Origin of the sequence: Actinomadura parmotrematis (assembly GCF_019458805.1) — a bacterium.
GTDB classification, from domain to species: domain Bacteria; phylum Actinomycetota; class Actinomycetes; order Streptosporangiales; family Streptosporangiaceae; genus Spirillospora; species Spirillospora parmotrematis.
The window spans coordinates 193,554-210,324 of the sequence record NZ_JAIBOA010000013.1 but is presented as its reverse complement, the minus strand read 5'-3'; the positions used below and the strand labels follow the sequence as shown (position 1 = coordinate 210,324).

The window sequence follows — 16,771 nt, the reverse complement described above, 5'->3', positions numbered from 1 at the left end:
CGGTCACGCGGTCTCCCGGACGAAGCCGGCGATGACGCGGCCGAGCCGCTCCCCGCCGTCCTCCTGGAGGAAGTGGCCGGCGCCCTCGATCGTCGGGTGCGCGCGTCCCGCCGCGCCGGGGATCATGCTCGCGAACAGCGGCGCCATCGGCCCGGTGATCGGGTCCCGGTCGCTGAACGCGGCGAGGAACGGCTTGTCCCAGGCGCGCAGCACGTCCCAGGCGTCCCGGTTGGGCTGCGCCTCCGGGTCGTCCGGCTCGGCGGGGACGAGGCCGGGCATGGCGCGCGGCCCGGCCTTGTGGGCCTCGTCGGGGAACGGCGCGTCGTAGGCGGCGGCGACCGCGGCCGGCAGCTCGGTGCGGCAGCCGGAGCGGACGCTGCGGGCCACGTCGAACTCCGGCGCCGTCCGCACCGACTCGCGGAACCGCAGCCAGGTCTCGGGCATCGGGAAGTCGCCGGTCGGCAGGCCGGTGTTGGCGGCGACGATCCGCGCGAACCGGCCGGGGTGGGCGACGGCGAGGCGGAGGCCGATGAGGCCGCCCCAGTCCTGCCCGACGAGGGTGACGTCGCGCAGGTCGAGGGCGTCGAACACCAGGGCGCGCGTCCACTCGATGTGGCGGGCGTAGGTGTGGTCGGCGATCTCGGTGGGCTTGTCGGATCGCCCGAACCCGACCAGGTCGGGCGCGACGGCGCGCAGCCCGGCGTCCGCGAGGACGGGGATCACCTTGCGGTACAGGAACGACCAGCTCGGCTCGCCGTGCAGCAGCAGCACGACGGGGCCGTCGGCGGGCCCGGCCTCCACGTAGGCCATCCGCAGGGTGCCGCCGCCGGGGGCGGGGACCTCGGCGTAGCGGGGCTCGTAGGGGAAGTCGGGGACGGCGGCGAACCGCGCCTCCGGGGTGCGCAGGGTCCGCATGTTCAGAGCCATCCGTTCTGCCGGGCGGTGCCCACGGCCTCGATGCGGTTGCGGGCGCCGGTCTTGCCGATCGCCGACGAAAGGTAGTTGCGGACGGTGCTCTCCGACAAGTGCAGCAGGCCCGCGACGTCGGCGACGGTGGCGCCGTCGGCGGCGGCCGTCAGCACGTCGCGCTCGCGGTCGGTGAGGGGGTTCGGGCCGACCGACAGCGCGGCCGTCGCGAGCGCCGGATCGACGACCTGCTCGCCCGCCAGGACGCGGCGGATCGCCGTGACCAGGTCCTCGATCGGGCCGTCCTTGACCAGGAACCCGCGGGCGCCGGCCTCCATGGCGCGGCGCAGGTAGCCGGGCCGCCCGAAGGTCGTGACGATCAGCACCCGGCAGCCGGGCAGCTCGCGGCGCAGGTCGGCGGCGACGTCGAGGCCGCTCCGGCCGGGCATCTCGATGTCGAGGACGGCGACGTCGGGCCGGGTGCGGCGGGCCTCGGCCAGCGCCGCGAGGCCGTCGCCGGCCTGCGCGACCACCTCGAAGTCGTCCTCCAGGCCGAGCAGCAGCGCGAGGGCGCCGCGCATCATGCCCTGGTCCTCGGCCAGCAGGATCCTGATCACGGTGCCCCTTGTCACGGTGCCCATTGTTCCGTGCCCACCGTCGCGGTCAGCGCGTACCCGCCGCCGTCGCCGGGACCGGCCGCGACGGAGCCGCCCGCCTCGGCGAGGCGCTCGGCGAGGCCGCGCAGGCCGTTGCCGGGCGCGCCGGGCGCGGGCCCGGCGCCGTCGTCGCGGACCTGCACGACCGCCTCCCCGCCGCCGTGCCGCAGCGTGATCTCGCAGGTGCGGGCGCCGCTGTGCCGGATCACGTTGGTGACGCCCTCCCGGACGACCCAGCCGAGCAGCGCGTCCGCCTCGCCCGGCAGCGCGTCCCCGGCGCTCCGGATCACCGGCCGGACGCCCGCGTCGGCGAGCGCGGTGCGGGCCGCCTCCAGCTCGGCGGCGAGGCCCCGCCCCCGGTAGCCCGACACGGCCTGGCGGACCTCGCCGAGGGCCCGCCGGCCCACGTCCTCGATGTCGGCGGCCTGCGCGGCCGCCACCGCCGGGTCGCGGGCGGCCAGCAGCCGCACCGCCTGCGCCTTCACCACCATCAGCGACAGCGTGTGCCCGAGCAGGTCGTGCAGGTCGCGCGAGAACCGCAGCCGCTCGGCCTCGACGGCGGCGCGGGCCAGCTCCTCGCGGGCCGCGCGCAGCATCCCGATCACCCCGAACAGCCGGATGACGATCGCGGTGACCAGCCCCGCCGTCCCGACCGCGTACGCCGAGCCGAGGACCCCCTCGGCGTCCGCGCCGCCCCACCACGCCGACAGCATGACGACGGCGACCGGGCCGCCGACGCAGAGCAGCAGCGGCCACTCGACGCCGCGCCGCGCCCGCGGCAGGTGCCCGCCGACGCTGCCGGCGGCGAGCCCGACCAGCGCGTAGACGCTGCTCCACCGCCGGTCCAGCAGAGCGACGACGACGGCGCCCGCCGCCGTGAGCACGACGAACAGCGTGACCGGGACGCGCAGCGGGAACCGGCCGTCGAAGGCGGTCCGCACGGTCGCGGCGTACAGGACCGCGAGGGTCGCGAGGGCGAGCGAGGCCGCCCACCAGGGGCCGACCCGGCCGAGGACGATGTCGCGGACCGGGAAGGACAGGAGCAGCAGCCACAGCAGGAAGCCCCGGCTGTCGGGGCCGGTGGCGTCGAGGGTGTCCACGTCGATGCCCTGCGATCGCGGGCGGGCGGCGCCCGTGACGTCCTTCAGTCTCACCCCGACACCGTACGGGCCGGCAACCGGGCTGCGGCAGGGCCGGAAATACGGTGCCCGCCAGGACGAATGTCCCACCGGCGTGACACGCCGCCGCAACCCGTTCCGCCTTGTACGAGTCAACGAACCGTCGGCGGGTAGTCCCGTTCAGGCGATACCTACGGTTTACTCGGGGCGATGGCTTTGTTCGGCGGATTCCGCTCCCGTCCGACGGCGGTGACCACGGCGCGGGATCTGTTCGAGCGCCTGCGGTCCCGGTACTTCCAGGTCGTGCCGGGGCTGCGGTTCCTCGCCGGGCTCGTGGCGATCGCCGCGGCCGTCGCGGCCGCGGTGCTGCTGAAGGCGCCGGTGCTCGTCACCGCCGCGGCCGCCGCGATCCTGCTCGTCGTCGTGCACCTGACGCTGCGGTCCCCGGCCGGGACGGCGGTCGGCGGCGTCATCGCCTGCTGGCTCGCCGCGTCCGTCCCGCTCGGCGGCCTCTACCCGCATCCCCACTACGAGACGCCGCTCCTCGCCGCGCTCGCGCTGCCCGTCGCGCTCACCGCGTTCCGCCTCGGCGGCTACACGCCCTGGCGGACGGCGCTGATCGCGCTGCTCGCCGCGGCCGCCGCCACCGCGGCGCTGGTGTTCACCGTCCCGGCGGCGGGCGCCGCACCCGCGTGGGTCGCCGGACTCGCCGTCCTCGCCTACCGCTGGGCGCGCGCCCGCCGTACGGTGGCGGCGGAGACCTACGCCACCGGCTGGGTGCAGGAACAGGACGGCCCGAAGGGGGAGGGAATGACGCTTCCGGGCAGGCCGCCGCCGCTCGACCCGGCGCGCCGCGACGAGGACGCCGCGGGCGTCCCCGCCGCCACCCAGGCCGCCTACGAGCAGCGCGCCGCCGCCGACGCGCCGCCCGCCGAGGCGGGCGAGGAGCCGCCGGACATCTCGGTCGCCGAGGCCCTCGCCGACCTGGAGGACATGGTCGGCCTCGCCCCGGTCAAGCGGCAGGTCCGCGCGATCGCGGCGTCCATCGAGGCCGCGCACCTGCGCGCCGCCGCCGGCGTCCCCACCGAGAAGCCGATGCGGCACTTCGTGTTCGTCGGCCCGCCCGGCACCGGCAAGACGACGGTGGCCCGCGCCCTCGCCAAGATCTTCTACGCGTTCGGGCTGCTGCCGACCCCGCACGTCGTCGAGGTGCACCGCGGCGACCTGGTCGGCGAGTACCTCGGCGCCACCGCGATCAAGACCGGGCAGGTGGTGGACTCCGCGCTCGGCGGCGTGCTGTTCGTCGACGAGGCCTACGGCCTGGTCAACGCCGCCGAGGGGCAGCCCGACCGGTTCGGCAACGAGGCCGTGCAGACGCTGCTGAAGCGCGCCGAGGACGACCGCGACAACCTCGTCATCATCCTCGCCGGCTACGAGGCGCAGATGACCGAGTTCCTGGACTCCAACCCCGGCCTGGCGTCCCGGTTCGGCACGCGCGTGCACTTCCCGTCCTACCGGCCCGAGGAGCTGCTGCGGATCGCCGACTACCACACCGGCCTCCGCGACGACCGGCTGGACGACGAGGCGCGCCGCCGCCTCGCCGACCGCTTCGAGGAGGTGCGGCGGCGCGGCATCGTCGACGAGCTCGGCAACGGCCGGTTCGTCCGCTCCCTCACCGAGACCGCGGCGCGCGCCCGCGACGTGCGGGTGGTCGGCGCGGGCGGCAGCCCGACCGCCGACGACCTGGTGACGCTGCGCGCCGAGGACGTCGAGGCGGCGTTCGCCGAGGCCACCGAGCGCTACCGCGGCTACGCCGACACCCCCACCATCGACGAGGCGCTCGCCGAGCTGCACGACATGATCGGGCTCGCCCCGGTCAAGCGGCAGGTGCAGGAGATCGCCGCGCAGCTCCAGGTGGCGCGGCTCCGCCAGGAGCAGGGCCTGGTCACCCGCCCGCCGACCCGGCACTTCGTGTTCGCCGGGCCGCCCGGCACCGGCAAGACGACGGTGGCGCGCGTCCTCGGCCGCATCTTCGCCGCGCTCGGCCTGCTCGCCCGGCCCTCGGTCGTCGAGGCGCAGCGCGCCGACCTCGTCGGCGACCACCTCGGCTCCACCGCCCTGAAGACCAACAAGGTGGTGGACTCCGCGCTCGGCGGCGTGCTGTTCGTCGACGAGGCGTACTCCCTGGTCAACCCCGGGTACGCGGGCGGCGACGCGTTCGGCGCCGAGGCCGTGCAGACGCTGCTGAAGCGCGCCGAGGACGACCGCGACCGGCTCGTCGTCGTCCTCGCCGGCTACGGCGCGGAGATGGACCGCTTCCTCGGCTCCAACCCCGGGCTGGCGTCCCGGTTCGACGCGCGGGTGCGGTTCCCGTCCTACGGCCCCGACGAGCTGCTGCGGATCGCCCAGCTCATCGCCGAGCAGGGCGGCGACCGCTGGGAGGAACGGGCCCTGGACGACCTCGCCCTGGTCTTCCAGCGCGCCGTCGGCTCCGGCAAGATCGACTCGCTGGGCAACGGCCGGTTCGCCCGCTCCCTGTACGAGAAGGCGTGCGCCTCCCGCGCCCTGCGCGCCGCCGGCCTCGGCGCCGCCGCCACCCCCGCCGACCTCACCGTCCTCACCGCCGAGGACGTCCGCGCCGCCTTCGCCGACCTCACCCACCGCCTCGCCTGACCACCCGGTCACTCCTCGTTGACTTGCGGCGTGTTGCGCCGTGGGAGCGCTCCCGCTGCGCAACACGCCGCAAGTCAACGTTGGGCGACCACCTGGTCATGGCGGGTGGGGCGGGAATGTCGGAGGCGTGTGATGTCATCGGGGGGTGGACGCGGTGACGTGGGGCCAGGTGCTCGCCTGGCGGATGCGGCGGCAGTTCCTCGACCGGCCGGACGGGCGCGGGCCGGTCGAGGTCGCGCGGCGCCTCGCCGGCGTGCAGGCGCAGGTCGCCTCGGCCGCCGACCTCGCGGTGGCGCTCCGCCGGGGCGCGCCCGCGCCGCTCGGCGCCGAGCCCGGCCTCGTCAAGACGTGGGCGATGCGCGGCACCCTGCACCTGCTGCCGTGCGACGGGGCCGCCGCCTACCTCGCGCTCTGCGGCACCGTCCGCAACTGGGAGAAGCCGTCCTGGCAGAGGACTTTCAAGGCGACCCCCGCCGACCTGGAGGCGATCGCGGCGGCCGCCTCGGACGCGCTCGCGGGCGGCGCGGCGCTCACCCGCGAGGAGCTCACCGCCGCGATCGTGGACGCCACCGGCTCGTCCCACCTGGCCGAGCTGCTCGGCTCGGGCTGGGGCACCCTGCTGAAACCCCTCGCCTGGTGGGGCGTCCTCTGCTTCGGCCCGCCGCGGGGCGCCCGCGTCACCTTCACGGCGCCCGAACACCGCATCCCCGGCTGGGCCGGCCTCCCGGACGTGCCGGACGCCGCCCGCACCGTCGTCCGCGCCTTCCTCGGCGCGCACGGCCCCGCCACCCCCGCCTCGTTCGACGCCTGGCTGACGCGCGGCGCGAGCCGCAAGCGCGAGGTCCGCGAATGGTTCGCCGCCGCCGGGGACCTCGCGGAGGTCGACGTCGAGGGCGAGCGCATGCACGTCCTGCCCGAGCACCTCGCCGGGCTGCTGGACACCGCCCCCGGCACCTCGGTCCGGCTGCTCGGCGCGTTCGACCAGTACGTCCTGGCGGGCGGCACGTCCTCCCCGCACCTCGTCCCGCCCGAGCACCGCGCCGAGGTGAGCCGCCCCGGCGGCTGGATCTCCCCGGTCGTCCTGCACGGCGGCCGCGTCGCGGGCGTCTGGGCGGACACCGGCGACGGTCCCGCCGTCACGCCCTTCCCGGACGCGCGGCTGCCGGCGGACGAGCTCAGAAGGTCCGTCGAGAACTACCGGAGGCTGACGACGTAGGCCAGTCGACCGGCTGGTGGTCGCGCCCGTCGCGGCTGTCGGCGGTGAACCACCCGAACAGCCCGAAGACCGCGATGACGAGGAGGAAACCCGCCACCAGAAGGAGTCCCATGTGCCGATGATGCGCCCGTCCCGCCCCGCCGTCCATGCCGTTCGCCTCAGAGGGTGAAGCGGACGCGCCGGCCGGGGCGGAGTTGGGCCGCGGACGGGATCGCGGCGGCGGTGAGGACCGCGATGACCGGATAGCCGCCGGTCGTCGGGTGGTCGGCGAGGAACAGGATCGGCAGGCCGCTCGGCGGGACCTGCAGCGCGCCCGTCACCATGCCCTCGCTGCCCAGCTCGCCGTCGCGGGCGCGCTCCAGCCGCGCGCCGTCCAGGCGCACCCCCACCCGGTTGCTGTCGGCGGTGACCTCGTAGGGGGCGCCGGTCAGGACGCGCAGGGCGTCGCGGGTGAACCAGTCGTCGCGCGGGCCGGGCAGGAGCCGCAGCACCGGTTCGTCGGGGGGCGGCGGGACGGGCGCGACGTCCACGTTGATGGCGGCGAGCCCCTCGGTGGCGCCGACGGGCAGCCGGTCGCCGGGAGTCAGGGGCGCCGGGCCGAGGCCCGACAGCAGATCCGTGGAGCGGCTGCCGAGGACGGCGTCCGGGGCCACGCCGCCGCGCACCGCCAGGTAGCTGCGCAGGCCGTGCGGGGGAGCGCCCATCTCCAGCACGGCCCCGGCGGGGACGCGGCACGGGGCGTTCGCGCCCTGCCCGCGGCCGTCCACGGCGAACGGCACAGGCGCGCCGGTGACCGCCATCCACGCGGCGCGGTGGAAGCGGAGCGCGCCGCCACCGAAGGTGAACTCGATCCCGGCGGCGCCCTCGGGGTTGCCGACGAGGCGGTTGGCGAGCCGCAGCGACGGCGCGTCGGCGGCCCCCGAGCGCGGCACGCCGAGATGCGCCAGGCCGGGCCGGCCGAGGTCCTGCACGGTGGCGAGCGGGCCGCTCCGCAGCACCTCGATCACGGGCCCGCCTCGACGAACCGCACCCGCGTGCCCGGCTGGAGCAGCGACGGCGGCGTCCGGGCGACGTCCCACAGCGGCAGGTCCGAGCGGCCGAGGAGGCGCCAGCCGCCGGGGGAGCGCGACGGGTACACCGCCGCGTACGGTCCGGCGATCGCGACCGATCCGGCGGGGACGGCCGTGCGCGGTGACTCCCGGCGCGGCACGTGCAGCCGCTCCGGCAGCCCCGTCAGGTAGCCGAAGCCGGGGGAGAAGCCGAGGTAGGCGACGGTGTAGTCGGCGCCGCCGTGCAGCGCGACCACCTCGCCGACGGTGAGGCCCGCCAGCTCGGCGACCTCCGCGAGGTCGGCGCCGTCGTAGACCACGGGGATCTCGACGGGCGCGGCGTCCCCGGCGTCGTCGTCGGGCAGCGGCAGGCCCGGCAGCAGCCCGGCGAGGCGGCCCGGGTCGCCCGCGGTGGTGACGAGGACGGTCCGCTCGCCCGGCACGACGTCCACGACGCCCGGCAGCCCGGCGGCGCGGACGGCGGCGTTCAGCCGGTGCGGCGCGTCGGTCTCGATCAGCAGGCCGCGGTCGCCCGCCCGCCGGATCCTCACGCGAACGGCTCCAGCCGCACGCCCGCCTCCAGGAGCGCGGCGCGGACGGCGCGGGCCAGCCCGACCGCGCCCGGGGTGTCGCCGTGCACGCAGATCGAGCGGGCGCCGACGGCGATCTCGGTGCCGTCGACGGCGAGGACGGTGCCGTCCACCGCCATCCGCACCGCCCGGTCCACCACCGCCGCCGCGTCGTGGATCACCGCGCCGGGCTCGCGCCGCGGCACGAGCCCCCCGGCGGGCGTGTAGGCGCGGTCGGCGAAGCACTCGGCGACGACCGCGAGGCCGCCCGCGACGCCGTGGACGGCCGACCGCGGCAGGGTGAGCAGCGGCAGCGCCGGATCGTAGGCGCGGACGGCGTCCGCGACGGCGCGGGCCTGCACCGGATCGCGGACGATCCGGTTGTACAGGGCGCCGTGCGGCTTGACGTAGGCGACGCGAGTGCCCTCGGCGCGGGCGATGCCGTCGAGCGCGGCGAGCTGGTACAGCACCTCGGCGGCGAGCTCGGCGGGCGCCACGTCCATCTCGCGGCGCCCGAACCCGGCGAGGTCGCGGTAGGACACCTGCGCGCCGACGGTGACGCGGCGGTCCCGGGCCGCCGCGCACACCCGCCGCATGATCAGCGGGTCGCCGGCGTGGAACCCGCAGGCCACGTTGGCGCTGGTGATGACGTCCAGCAGCGCGTCGTCGTCGCCGAGCGTCCACATGCCGAAGCCCTCGGCGAGGTCGGCATTGAGGTCGATGACGGGCATCGCGGTCCCCTCGGTCGGGCTCAGACGGACTCCTCGTGCAGGTCGCCCACCTCGCCGCGCGGCGCCCACCCCTGGTAGACGCCGCGGTCGAACGGCTCCAGCCCGAGCCGCTCGGCGACCGGGGCGCGGCCGCCGGTGTACTCGACCCGCAGCCAGCCCTCGTGCTCGCCGAGGATCGAGAACGGCTCGCCGCGCCAGGTGCAGAACGTCGTCACGTACACCAGCCGGTCGACGTCGGCGACCGGGACGACCCGCACGTACCGGTCGTCGGCGACGCGCGCGAACCCCTCGGCGGAGCGCCCCGCGTACAGCCGGACGCGGTCGCCGTCGGGGCTCGCCTCGTACTCGGCGCCGCGCCAGCGCGCGTAGAACCCGTGCCTGATGCTCATCGTCCTCCCCCCGGGGACGGCGGCGCGGTGCGGCGCCACTGCCGCCGGTCGGCGTCGTACCCGGCGACGAGCGTCACCGAGCCCTCCCTGCCGATCCGGTACATCTCGGCGCCGTGCGGCAGCCGCTGACTGTTGATCTTGAATTCGGGGATCGCGGCGCCCTCGCCCGGCGCGTAGCCCGAGCCCGGGAACGGCGCCTTCTCGATCACCCAGCCGCCGGGCACGATGCCCATGCTCCACTCGTCGATGCCGCCGAGCGGGGTGCGGAACAGCGCCGGCTTCACCGCCGGCCAGCGGATCACGTGCAGCTCCTCGTCGGCGGCGCCGAACGGGGCGCCCTCGTAGGTGAGGCCGAGCGCGCGCACGATCCGGCCGGGGCTGTCCAGCCGCCGCACGTCCACCACCCGGTGCACGTACCCGGCGACCCGGTCGTAGCCGCCGTCCAGGTAGTGCGCGACGTGCTCGGGCCGCACCACCTTCTGCATGATCACGAACGCGGCGGCGGGCGTGCCCGGACGCGGCCGCGGCTCGGCCGACCGCTTCCCGTCCGCCTTCGCCCGCTCCGCGGGCCGCAGCGCGGCGGCGTCCAGGAACGCCGCGCTCGGCAGCCCCGGGTTCACCGCGAGCCGCCACTCGGGGTGCGGCCACGCCGCGGCGAGGTCGGCGGGCGCGAACGCGCGGTGCCGCTGCGCCTGGCCGCGCAGCGACTTGCTCATCGCCTCCGGCGAGGTGAACGCCAGCACGAACGTCTCGTCGCCGAACTGCGCGGTCGCGTACTGGTGCGCGGCGCCCTCCGCGACGTCCTCGCCGGCCGGCAGGTACAGCGTCGCACCGGTGAGCAGCCGCAGGTAGCGGCGCTGGTCGCCGCGCTTGCGGGCGGCCGCGAGACCGCTCTCCACGTCCTTGGCGGGCGCGGCGTCCTCGCCCTCGGGTACGGCGGCGGGGATGCCGAGGCCGGGCAGCGCGAGGCCCTCCCCGGCGCGCGTCCCGCCCGCCTGGTAGACCAGCTCCAGCGGCCCGCGCAGCCCGTACACGTCGCGGAACGCCGCGACCATGCGGCCCGCCAGGTACTCGAAGTCGCGCGGCGACCCCGGCAGCGCCAGCCGGAACGACCAGTTGCGCCGGTCGCGGCCGTCGGGCTCCTCCCAGCCGAGCGCGGCGAGCCGCCGCTGCTGGCGGGCCGTCAGGGGCTTCGGCAGGAAGTCGCTGCCGACCGCCTCGGCCTCCAGCGCGCCGGCGGTGCGGATCGCCTGCGTGTAGGGCAGCCCGGTGGTGCCCTGGACGATCACGAAGCAGCCGTCCGCGAGCCGTGACAGTTCGCGGGTCAACCGCCCCGCGAAGTCTTCCCAGTCCAATCGAGCCCAACCTCGCGTCCGTGATCCTGGAGTGTCCCTCCAGAAGTTGACATCCTCTCCGTCCTAGAGGGCGGAGATTCCCTCCACACCGCGCGGGGTCCGCGCGGCGTCGGGGCGGGTTACCGCTTCGTCGCGCGCCGCCGGGACGGGTCCCGGTCTTACGTGCGCTCCACGGTCGTTTCGCCTGTCCGCCTGCCCGGCGGCCAGAATGTTGATCGCGGCGTTCACGTCCCGATCATGGACTGCTCCGCAGGAACAGGTCCACGCGCGGACGCTCAGCGCCAGTTTCTCACCGGTGCGCCCGCAGGCCGAGCACATGCGGGTGGAGGGGAGGAACCGGTCCACCCGGGCGAAGGTGCGCCCGTAACGGGTGGCTTTGTACTCCAGCATGGCGGTGAAGCACGCCCAGCCGGCGTCATGGACGCTCTTGGCCATTAGAGTGCGGGCCAGGCCGGTGACGCACAAATCCTCGACGTACACCGCTTGGTTATCGCGGATGATCGCCGTGGACAGCTTGTGGTGCCAGTCGCGCCGGGCATCGGCCACCCGCGCATGCGCGCGAGAGACCTTGGCGGCGGCCTTGCGGCGGTCGGCCGAGCCCTTCTGCTTGCGGGACACCTCCTGTTGCAGCCGCTTGAGCCTGCGGGCCGCGCGCCGCAGGAACCTCGGCGCCGTGATCTTCGTGCCGTCCGACAGCACCGCGAAATGCGTCAGCCCCAGGTCGATCCCGACCTCGCGATCGACCGGCGGCAGTGTCTCATCTTGTTCGGTCTGCACGACGAACGAGGCGGAGTACCGGCCCGCCGCGTCTTTGACGATCGTCACCGATGACGGATCGGCGGGCAGCGGCCGGGACCAGCGCACCGCCAGGTCGCCGATCTTGGGCAGCCGCAGGCGGCCGTTGGCCAGCACCTTGAATTTGGCGTTCTTGGTGAAGCGGATGGCCTGCCGGCTGTCCTTGCGCGACCGGAAGCGGGGCGGGGAGACCTTGCGGCTCTTGCGCGCACCCGACACCGAGGTGAAAAAGTTGCGGTAGGCGGTGTTCAAGTCCGCCAGGGCCTGCTGCAGCACCACCGCCGACACCTCGCCCAACCATGCCCGCTCGGGCGTCTGCTTGGCCTGGGTGATGACCCGCCGGGACAACTCGGCATCCGAAACGTACGGCAGGCCCTGCTCGTGGGCCTGGCGGCGCAGGCGCAGCCCGTCGTTGAACACCACCCGCGCACACCCCGACGCACGCGCCAACGCCACCTGCTGGCCGGGCGTCGGATAGACGCGGAAGTTGTACCGGAGCTGCACGAGCAACAGCGTAACCAACCGTGGCCACCGGATCGCCGCCGCCGTCCTGCCCGTACCACCGCTCTGAAGGACGGAGCACCGGCCCGCATTCTGGTAGTCGCTCGCGCGCGCGGGCGGTCACTCGGTCCGGGAAGTGGGGAGCGCCTCGGCGCGGACCTGCGCCCACGCTCCGCCGATCGCGTCGTACACCGCGACCGGGGCCTCGGCGCCGTCGCCGTCGTCGCGCCACATGCGGGTGCCGTGCGGGGGCCGCAGCGGGACGCCGGGGACGGGCGCGGGCGGCGCCGCCTCGGCGGCCAGCCGGCGGGCGGCCAGGCCGCGCACCACCGCGATGTCCAGGTGGCTCTCGCTCGGCAGCCCCGGGTTGATCGCCAGCTGCCAGGCCGGATCCGGCCAGCCGCCGGCGATCAGCGGGAACGAGGTCGGATAGGACGGGCCGGGCCCCATCGCCTGCTGGGAGGTGAACACCGTCACGAAGGTCGCGCCGCCGATCGTGATGATCGGCAGGCCGTCCGCGCCGGGGTCGGCGACCGCCGGCAGCACCAGGTCGGCGGCGAGCAGCAGCTCGAAGTAGGCGTCCTGGTCCTGGCGCTGGCGGGCGGCGGCGAGCCGCGCCTCCAGGTCGCCGCCGGGCGGCGGCACCGGCGCGGCGTGCAGTGGCTCGGGCGCCGGCGCCGCCGGGGCGGGCGGGCCGCCGGGGGTGTGGCGGCGGCTGCTGACGCGGGCGGGGTCGGCGGCGTCGATGCCGAAGTCCAGCAGCTCGATCAGCCCGGTGCCGTGCCGGTGGAACGACTCGTGCACGAGGTCGGACGGGCGCCGCACCCCCTGCACGTCGCGCAGCGCGGTGACCATGACGTCGGCGAGCCGGTCGTGGTCGGCGGGCGCGGCGTGGCCGGGCAGCTCGGTCCACCAGTTGCGCGGGGCGGGGTCGGCGGGCGGCTGCCAGCCGGCCTCGCTCATGACCTCCTCGTCGGCGAGGGTGAGCAGCAGCGGCCCGTCCAGGAAGTTGTTGCTGACCGCCTCGGCGTACAGCCGGTCGGGCTCGCGCATCGCCTGCACGTAGTGCCGGCTCTCGTCGCGTTCGCGCACGATGAGGATGGTGTCCGGGTCGAGGCCCGCGAGCTCGCGCCCCAGCCGCCGAGCGAACTCGGACCACTCCAACAAGATCACTCCCTCTGTGCGGGGCCGTCCCCCGAACCCCAAGCCCGAGCTCCCGATGATTGTCGCCCCGGACGTGTCCTGGCAAACCGGCCGTCACTCCGGCGGCACTTCGTGACGCAGCACACCGAGCGCCGCGCGCAGCGCCCGCCGGTCGCCGCCGCACCGCTCCAGCACCTCGATCAGCCGGTGCAGGATGTCGTGCCGCTCGAACCCCACGTCGAGCATGGCCTGCGCGGTCTCCCACAGCTGCGGCGGATCGCCGTCCCAGAGCCGGACGGTGAGCCGCTCGTGCGCGTCCAGGTGCGCGGCGGGCGCGCCCGGATGCTCGAACTCCAGGATGACGCGGCGGTCGGCGGGGTCGGCCGGGTCCAGGGTGGCCAGGTCGATCCAGCCGTGCCGGCCCATGACGCGGTGCTTGCCCGACAGGAACGGCAGCGCGAACGCCCGGCGCGGCAGCGCCTCCAGCTCGCCGTCGGGGAGGAGCCGGCCGACCAGCGCGCGGTCGAGCCCGAACGCGGTCGGGTCGCGGTAGGCGTCGGCGAACTTGCCGGTGGCGTCCCAGACGGCGTCCAGCGTCGCCCGCACCCCCTCCTCGGGCAGCCCGGTGCGCTCGCCCGCCCACCGCACCCACGACGCCAGCACGTGCGGCACGGCCTCCTGCTCGGACGGCGACAGCAGCACCTTGCGCGGCAGCCAGTCCAGCAGGAACATCTCGGCCTTCGCCGGGCTGACCCGCAGCGGCCGCCCGAAGTCGTGCGCGCACCCGTAGTCGATGATCCGGTCGACGCAGCGGCTCGCCGCCGACCGGTCCGACAGGTCCTCGGCCTCGTCGGAGGCCAGGAACCGGACGGCGAGCGCGGCGCGCCGGTCGCGGCCGTGCACCGCCGGCTGCGGCGCCCGGCCGCCGGGCGGCAGCGCCCGCAGCCGGGCCCGCAGGAACGCGTGGTAGGAGCCGAAGGTGTCGTTCACCGGCGGGTCGGGGGTCTCGCCGGTGAACTCCAGCGCTCTTCGCAGCAGCGCCCGGGTGTCGCGCGCGTCCAGCCGCTCGAAGCGCATCAGCGGGTTGGCGCGGCCCTCCCGGCGGGAGTGCTCCAGCACCTTGTCGACCTTGGACGACACCCAGGCGTCGCGGACCATGCCGGGCGCGGGCGGGCGCCCGTCGGGCGGGCCGGGCAGCACCGACGGGCGGGTCCGGTCGACCGTCACCACCAGCGCGTGCCGCTCCTCGCCGCCGTAGGAGTAGACGCACACGACCGAGTCCTGGTCGCCGTAGACGTCGCGGGAGGCGTAGCACTCCTCGTGGCCGATGGTGCCGATCCGGTCCGCCCAGGCGGGGCGCGGCACGCCGCGCTCCATCAGCTCCAGCGCGGCCCGCTCGGCGCGCGCCGCCTGCCCCGGGGTGCCGAGGTAGCCGATCCCGGTGAGCAGCGCGAGCGCCGCCGGCGTCGCGGCGCGGGCCGCGTGGTCGACCAGCGCCTCGCCGATCACCCGCTCCACGTCGCCGCCCTCGACCCGGTGCCCCCACCAGGACCCGAGGATCTCGCTGACGATCAGCTCGGCGTCCAGCGGGCTGCGCACCGCCAGCAGCTCGCGGGCGTGCCGCAGCATCCCCTCGAAGATCGCCGCGACCTCGTCCGGGCGCCCCCCGGGGTCCTCGGGCGGGCGGCGGCTGCTGCTGCGCGGACTCACGTTCCCCAGCTTCGCAGATCCGGTCCCGCGGGTCGGCCGGGACGGCCGGGGAGACCGGAATGGGACGGACCGGCCGGTCAGCCGTCCGCGCCGGCCGCGCGGGCCGCCCGCGCCGCCCGATGAGGGGGCGCGCCGCTCCAGAGGCCGGCGCGGCCCGACGGCGGCTCGGACCGGACCTTGCCGACGAGGTGCTCGCGCGCCATCCGCTCGACGAGGGCCGGGGTGGCGTCGATGCCGAGATGGGTCACGCAGGCGAGGACGTCGGCGACGCAGCGGTCGACGGTGCCGCTCGGAAGATCGAGGAACTCCGCCTCCAGCCGCCGCGCGAGATCGTCGCGGCTCGTGGAGCGGTGGTCGGCGAGTGCGGGCATTCTGCACACCTTTCGCGCCCGAAAGGTCCCGGCGAACGGGGCGCCGCCGGGCGAGGCGGGCCGTTCCCTCCCCCACGGCGGGAGCGTGCCGGCCGACCACGCCTCGATGTCCAATTCCATCGGTTTCCGGCGGAGAGTCAAGGCTTGGGGGGGTCAGAAATTGTTGACTCCGCCACGTGTTTGAACGCCGGGTTAGCACGTTCCATCTCGGCGGCCCAGGCCGCGTGGTGGCGCGCCGCCCATCCCGGATCCACGCGCCCCGTGAGGATCCCCGCCATCGCGCCGCGGTCGCGCAGCGCTTCCCACAGGTGACCGGCGGTGACCAGGGCGATGGCCAGGAACAGCCAGTCGTGCACGAAGGTCGCACCTGTCCGCCAGGCGTCGGGGAACGGTTTCGGGAACGCCAAGACCAGGCCCGTGCCGAGCATCACCACGATCGCCCCGCCCATGAACGCGGCGTTGAGCTTCTGCCCGGCGTTGAACTTGCCGACCTCGACGACGCCGCGCCCCAGCCGCACGGCCCGCCGGTCCGACCTCCGCAGCCACGCCCAGTCCGCCGGCCGGAACCGGTTCAGCCGCTCCAGGTCGGCGCGGAAGGCCCGCGAGGCGAGCCCGAGCACGATCGGCACCGGCAGCGCGTACCCGCTCCACACGTGCACCGTCTCGATCAGGTCGCGCCGCCCGACGCGCGTCGCCAGCGCGGGGAAGTACAGCAGCGCCGCCGTCGCGAGCAGGACCAGCATCAGCAGCCCCGTCGCGTGGTGGATCGCGCGCTCGGCGCGGGTGAACCGCTCGATCGCCTCACGTCGGTTCATCGTCACGTCCGTTCGATTTCCCCACCCAGGCGTCGACGTCGTAGCCGCGCCGCTCCCAGTAGCCCGCCACGACCTCGTCCACGACCTCGACGGCGCCGAGCCACTTCAGCGACTTGTAGCCGTACATGGGCGCCACGAACAGCCGCACCGGCCCGCCGTGGTCGTGCGTGACGGCGCCGCCGAGCATCATCGTGGCCACCAGGACGTCGGGGCGCCGCGCCTGCTCCATCGTCAGCGACTCGGTGTAGAGGCCGTCGAACGACTTGAACCGCACCGCCGCCGCGTCCCCGCTCGCCCCGACGGCGTCCAGCAGGTCGCGCAGCGCGACGCCGCCCCACGCCACCTGCGGCACCCGCCACCCGGTCACGCACTGGAAGTCGCGCGTGACGCGCGTCTGCTTCAGCTTCGCCAGGTCGGCCATGGAGAACGCCCGCGGCGCGTCCACCATCCCCGACACCGCCAGCCGGTAGCCCTGCGGCGTCCGCCGGTGCACGCTCCCGGTCACCGAGTAGTACCGCCACCCGCCCGCGGCGGGCAGCACGTTCTTCACCGGCGCGAGCGCGCGGTTCACGCCCCGCTGCACGGCCGCGCCGACGGCCACGCCGGCGACGCCGAGCCCGGCCATGCCGAGCACGACCCGCCGCCCGACCGGCGTCCCTCGCTCACTGCTCACCCCACCATTCGACCACTCCGGAGCCCGTTCCGGCCCCCCGCGCCCGCCGCCCGTAAGAACCCCGTCACAATCACGGTGGCGCGCGATCGCTTGCGGGTAGG

At 75.7% G+C, this 16,771-nt stretch carries 16 protein-coding genes; 2 read left to right on the top strand and 14 right to left on the bottom strand.

The window, feature by feature from the left end; all coding sequences use genetic code 11:
- Positions 1-3: 3 nt before the first annotated feature.
- From K1Y72_RS21310 to K1Y72_RS21300, 3 genes are read right to left on the bottom strand one after another with little or no spacing between them, the layout of a single operon-like run.
- A complete protein-coding gene (locus K1Y72_RS21310) occupies positions 4-915 on the bottom strand; it encodes a haloalkane dehalogenase (protein WP_220168158.1) in 912 nt (303 codons plus the stop codon).
- A gap of 2 nt (positions 916-917) precedes the next feature.
- Complete coding sequence (locus tag K1Y72_RS21305) at positions 918-1,523, bottom strand: response regulator transcription factor (protein WP_220168198.1); 606 nt, start codon at positions 1,521-1,523, stop codon at positions 918-920.
- Positions 1,524-1,534: 11 nt separating this feature from the next.
- Positions 1,535-2,716 carry a sensor histidine kinase gene (locus K1Y72_RS21300; protein WP_220168157.1) on the bottom strand — a complete coding sequence of 394 codons (1,182 nt, stop codon included), beginning with the start codon at positions 2,714-2,716 and terminating at the stop codon, positions 1,535-1,537.
- Between the two features lie 174 nt (positions 2,717-2,890).
- Between K1Y72_RS21300 and K1Y72_RS21295 the strand changes: the two genes are divergently transcribed.
- Both K1Y72_RS21295 and K1Y72_RS21290 read left to right on the top strand, forming a co-directional pair.
- A complete protein-coding gene (locus K1Y72_RS21295; RefSeq protein ID WP_220168156.1) occupies positions 2,891-5,353 on the top strand; it encodes an AAA family ATPase in 2,463 nt (820 codons plus the stop codon).
- 145 nt (positions 5,354-5,498) lie between these two features.
- Positions 5,499-6,569, top strand: coding sequence for a winged helix DNA-binding domain-containing protein (locus tag K1Y72_RS21290; RefSeq protein WP_220168155.1), 1,071 nt, complete (start codon positions 5,499-5,501; stop codon positions 6,567-6,569).
- A 158-nt stretch (positions 6,570-6,727) separates the two neighbouring features.
- Here the strand turns inward: K1Y72_RS21290 and K1Y72_RS21285 are convergent, their stop codons facing one another.
- The 11 genes from K1Y72_RS21285 to K1Y72_RS21235 form a co-directional block, all read right to left on the bottom strand.
- Positions 6,728-7,576 carry a 5-oxoprolinase subunit C family protein gene (locus K1Y72_RS21285; RefSeq protein ID WP_220168154.1) on the bottom strand — a complete coding sequence of 283 codons (849 nt, stop codon included), beginning with the start codon at positions 7,574-7,576 and terminating at the stop codon, positions 6,728-6,730.
- Positions 7,573-8,169, bottom strand: coding sequence for a 5-oxoprolinase subunit PxpB (gene pxpB, locus K1Y72_RS21280; RefSeq protein WP_220168153.1), 597 nt, complete (start codon positions 8,167-8,169; stop codon positions 7,573-7,575). Before pxpB ends, K1Y72_RS21285 begins: the two co-directional genes overlap by 4 nt.
- Complete coding sequence (locus K1Y72_RS21275; RefSeq protein ID WP_220168152.1) at positions 8,166-8,918, bottom strand: LamB/YcsF family protein; 753 nt, start codon at positions 8,916-8,918, stop codon at positions 8,166-8,168. Before K1Y72_RS21275 ends, pxpB begins: the two co-directional genes overlap by 4 nt.
- Positions 8,919-8,938: 20 nt before the next feature.
- Positions 8,939-9,307, bottom strand: coding sequence for a UCP033725 family protein (locus K1Y72_RS21270; protein ID WP_220168151.1), 369 nt, complete (start codon positions 9,305-9,307; stop codon positions 8,939-8,941).
- Positions 9,304-10,662 carry a TY-Chap domain-containing protein gene (locus K1Y72_RS21265; protein ID WP_220168150.1) on the bottom strand — a complete coding sequence of 453 codons (1,359 nt, stop codon included), beginning with the start codon at positions 10,660-10,662 and terminating at the stop codon, positions 9,304-9,306. Before K1Y72_RS21265 ends, K1Y72_RS21270 begins: the two co-directional genes overlap by 4 nt.
- Positions 10,663-10,725: 63 nt before the next feature.
- Positions 10,726-11,961, bottom strand: a complete 1,236-nt coding sequence (locus K1Y72_RS21260; RefSeq protein WP_220168149.1) for an RNA-guided endonuclease InsQ/TnpB family protein — start codon at positions 11,959-11,961, stop codon at positions 10,726-10,728.
- Positions 11,962-12,078: 117 nt separating this feature from the next.
- Complete coding sequence (locus K1Y72_RS21255) at positions 12,079-13,125, bottom strand: TY-Chap domain-containing protein (RefSeq protein WP_258573085.1); 1,047 nt, start codon at positions 13,123-13,125, stop codon at positions 12,079-12,081.
- Between the two features lie 90 nt (positions 13,126-13,215).
- Entirely contained in the window at positions 13,216-14,730 is a 1,515-nt protein-coding gene (locus tag K1Y72_RS21250) for a hypothetical protein (RefSeq protein ID WP_220168196.1), read from the bottom strand.
- A 158-nt stretch (positions 14,731-14,888) separates the two neighbouring features.
- Positions 14,889-15,182 (bottom strand): hypothetical protein, encoded by a 294-nt coding sequence (locus K1Y72_RS21245; protein WP_258573083.1) that lies wholly within the window; start codon positions 15,180-15,182, stop codon positions 14,889-14,891.
- Between the two features lie 137 nt (positions 15,183-15,319).
- Positions 15,320-15,997 carry a cytochrome b/b6 domain-containing protein gene (locus K1Y72_RS21240; RefSeq protein ID WP_220168148.1) on the bottom strand — a complete coding sequence of 226 codons (678 nt, stop codon included), beginning with the start codon at positions 15,995-15,997 and terminating at the stop codon, positions 15,320-15,322.
- Positions 15,984-16,670 (bottom strand): molybdopterin-dependent oxidoreductase, encoded by a 687-nt coding sequence (locus K1Y72_RS21235; RefSeq protein ID WP_220168147.1) that lies wholly within the window; start codon positions 16,668-16,670, stop codon positions 15,984-15,986. The genes K1Y72_RS21240 and K1Y72_RS21235 overlap by 14 nt, the downstream gene beginning before the upstream one ends.
- Between the last annotated feature and the right edge of the window lie 101 nt (positions 16,671-16,771).

What these genes read in the sequence shown, in the direction of transcription:
- K1Y72_RS21250 (WP_220168196.1), bottom strand. Translation starts at nt 14,730, where the DNA reads ATGCTGCGGCACGCCCGCGAGCTGCTGGCGGTGCGCAGCCCGCTGGAC.
- K1Y72_RS21295 (WP_220168156.1), top strand. Translation starts at nt 2,891, where the DNA reads ATGGCTTTGTTCGGCGGATTCCGCTCCCGTCCGACGGCGGTGACCACG.
- K1Y72_RS21240 (WP_220168148.1), bottom strand. Translation starts at nt 15,997, where the DNA reads ATGAACCGACGTGAGGCGATCGAGCGGTTCACCCGCGCCGAGCGCGCG.
- K1Y72_RS21275 (WP_220168152.1), bottom strand. Translation starts at nt 8,918, where the DNA reads ATGCCCGTCATCGACCTCAATGCCGACCTCGCCGAGGGCTTCGGCATG.
- K1Y72_RS21245 (WP_258573083.1), bottom strand. Translation starts at nt 15,182, where the DNA reads ATGCCCGCACTCGCCGACCACCGCTCCACGAGCCGCGACGATCTCGCG.
- K1Y72_RS21270 (WP_220168151.1), bottom strand. Translation starts at nt 9,307, where the DNA reads ATGAGCATCAGGCACGGGTTCTACGCGCGCTGGCGCGGCGCCGAGTAC.
- K1Y72_RS21310 (WP_220168158.1), bottom strand. Translation starts at nt 915, where the DNA reads ATGCGGACCCTGCGCACCCCGGAGGCGCGGTTCGCCGCCGTCCCCGAC.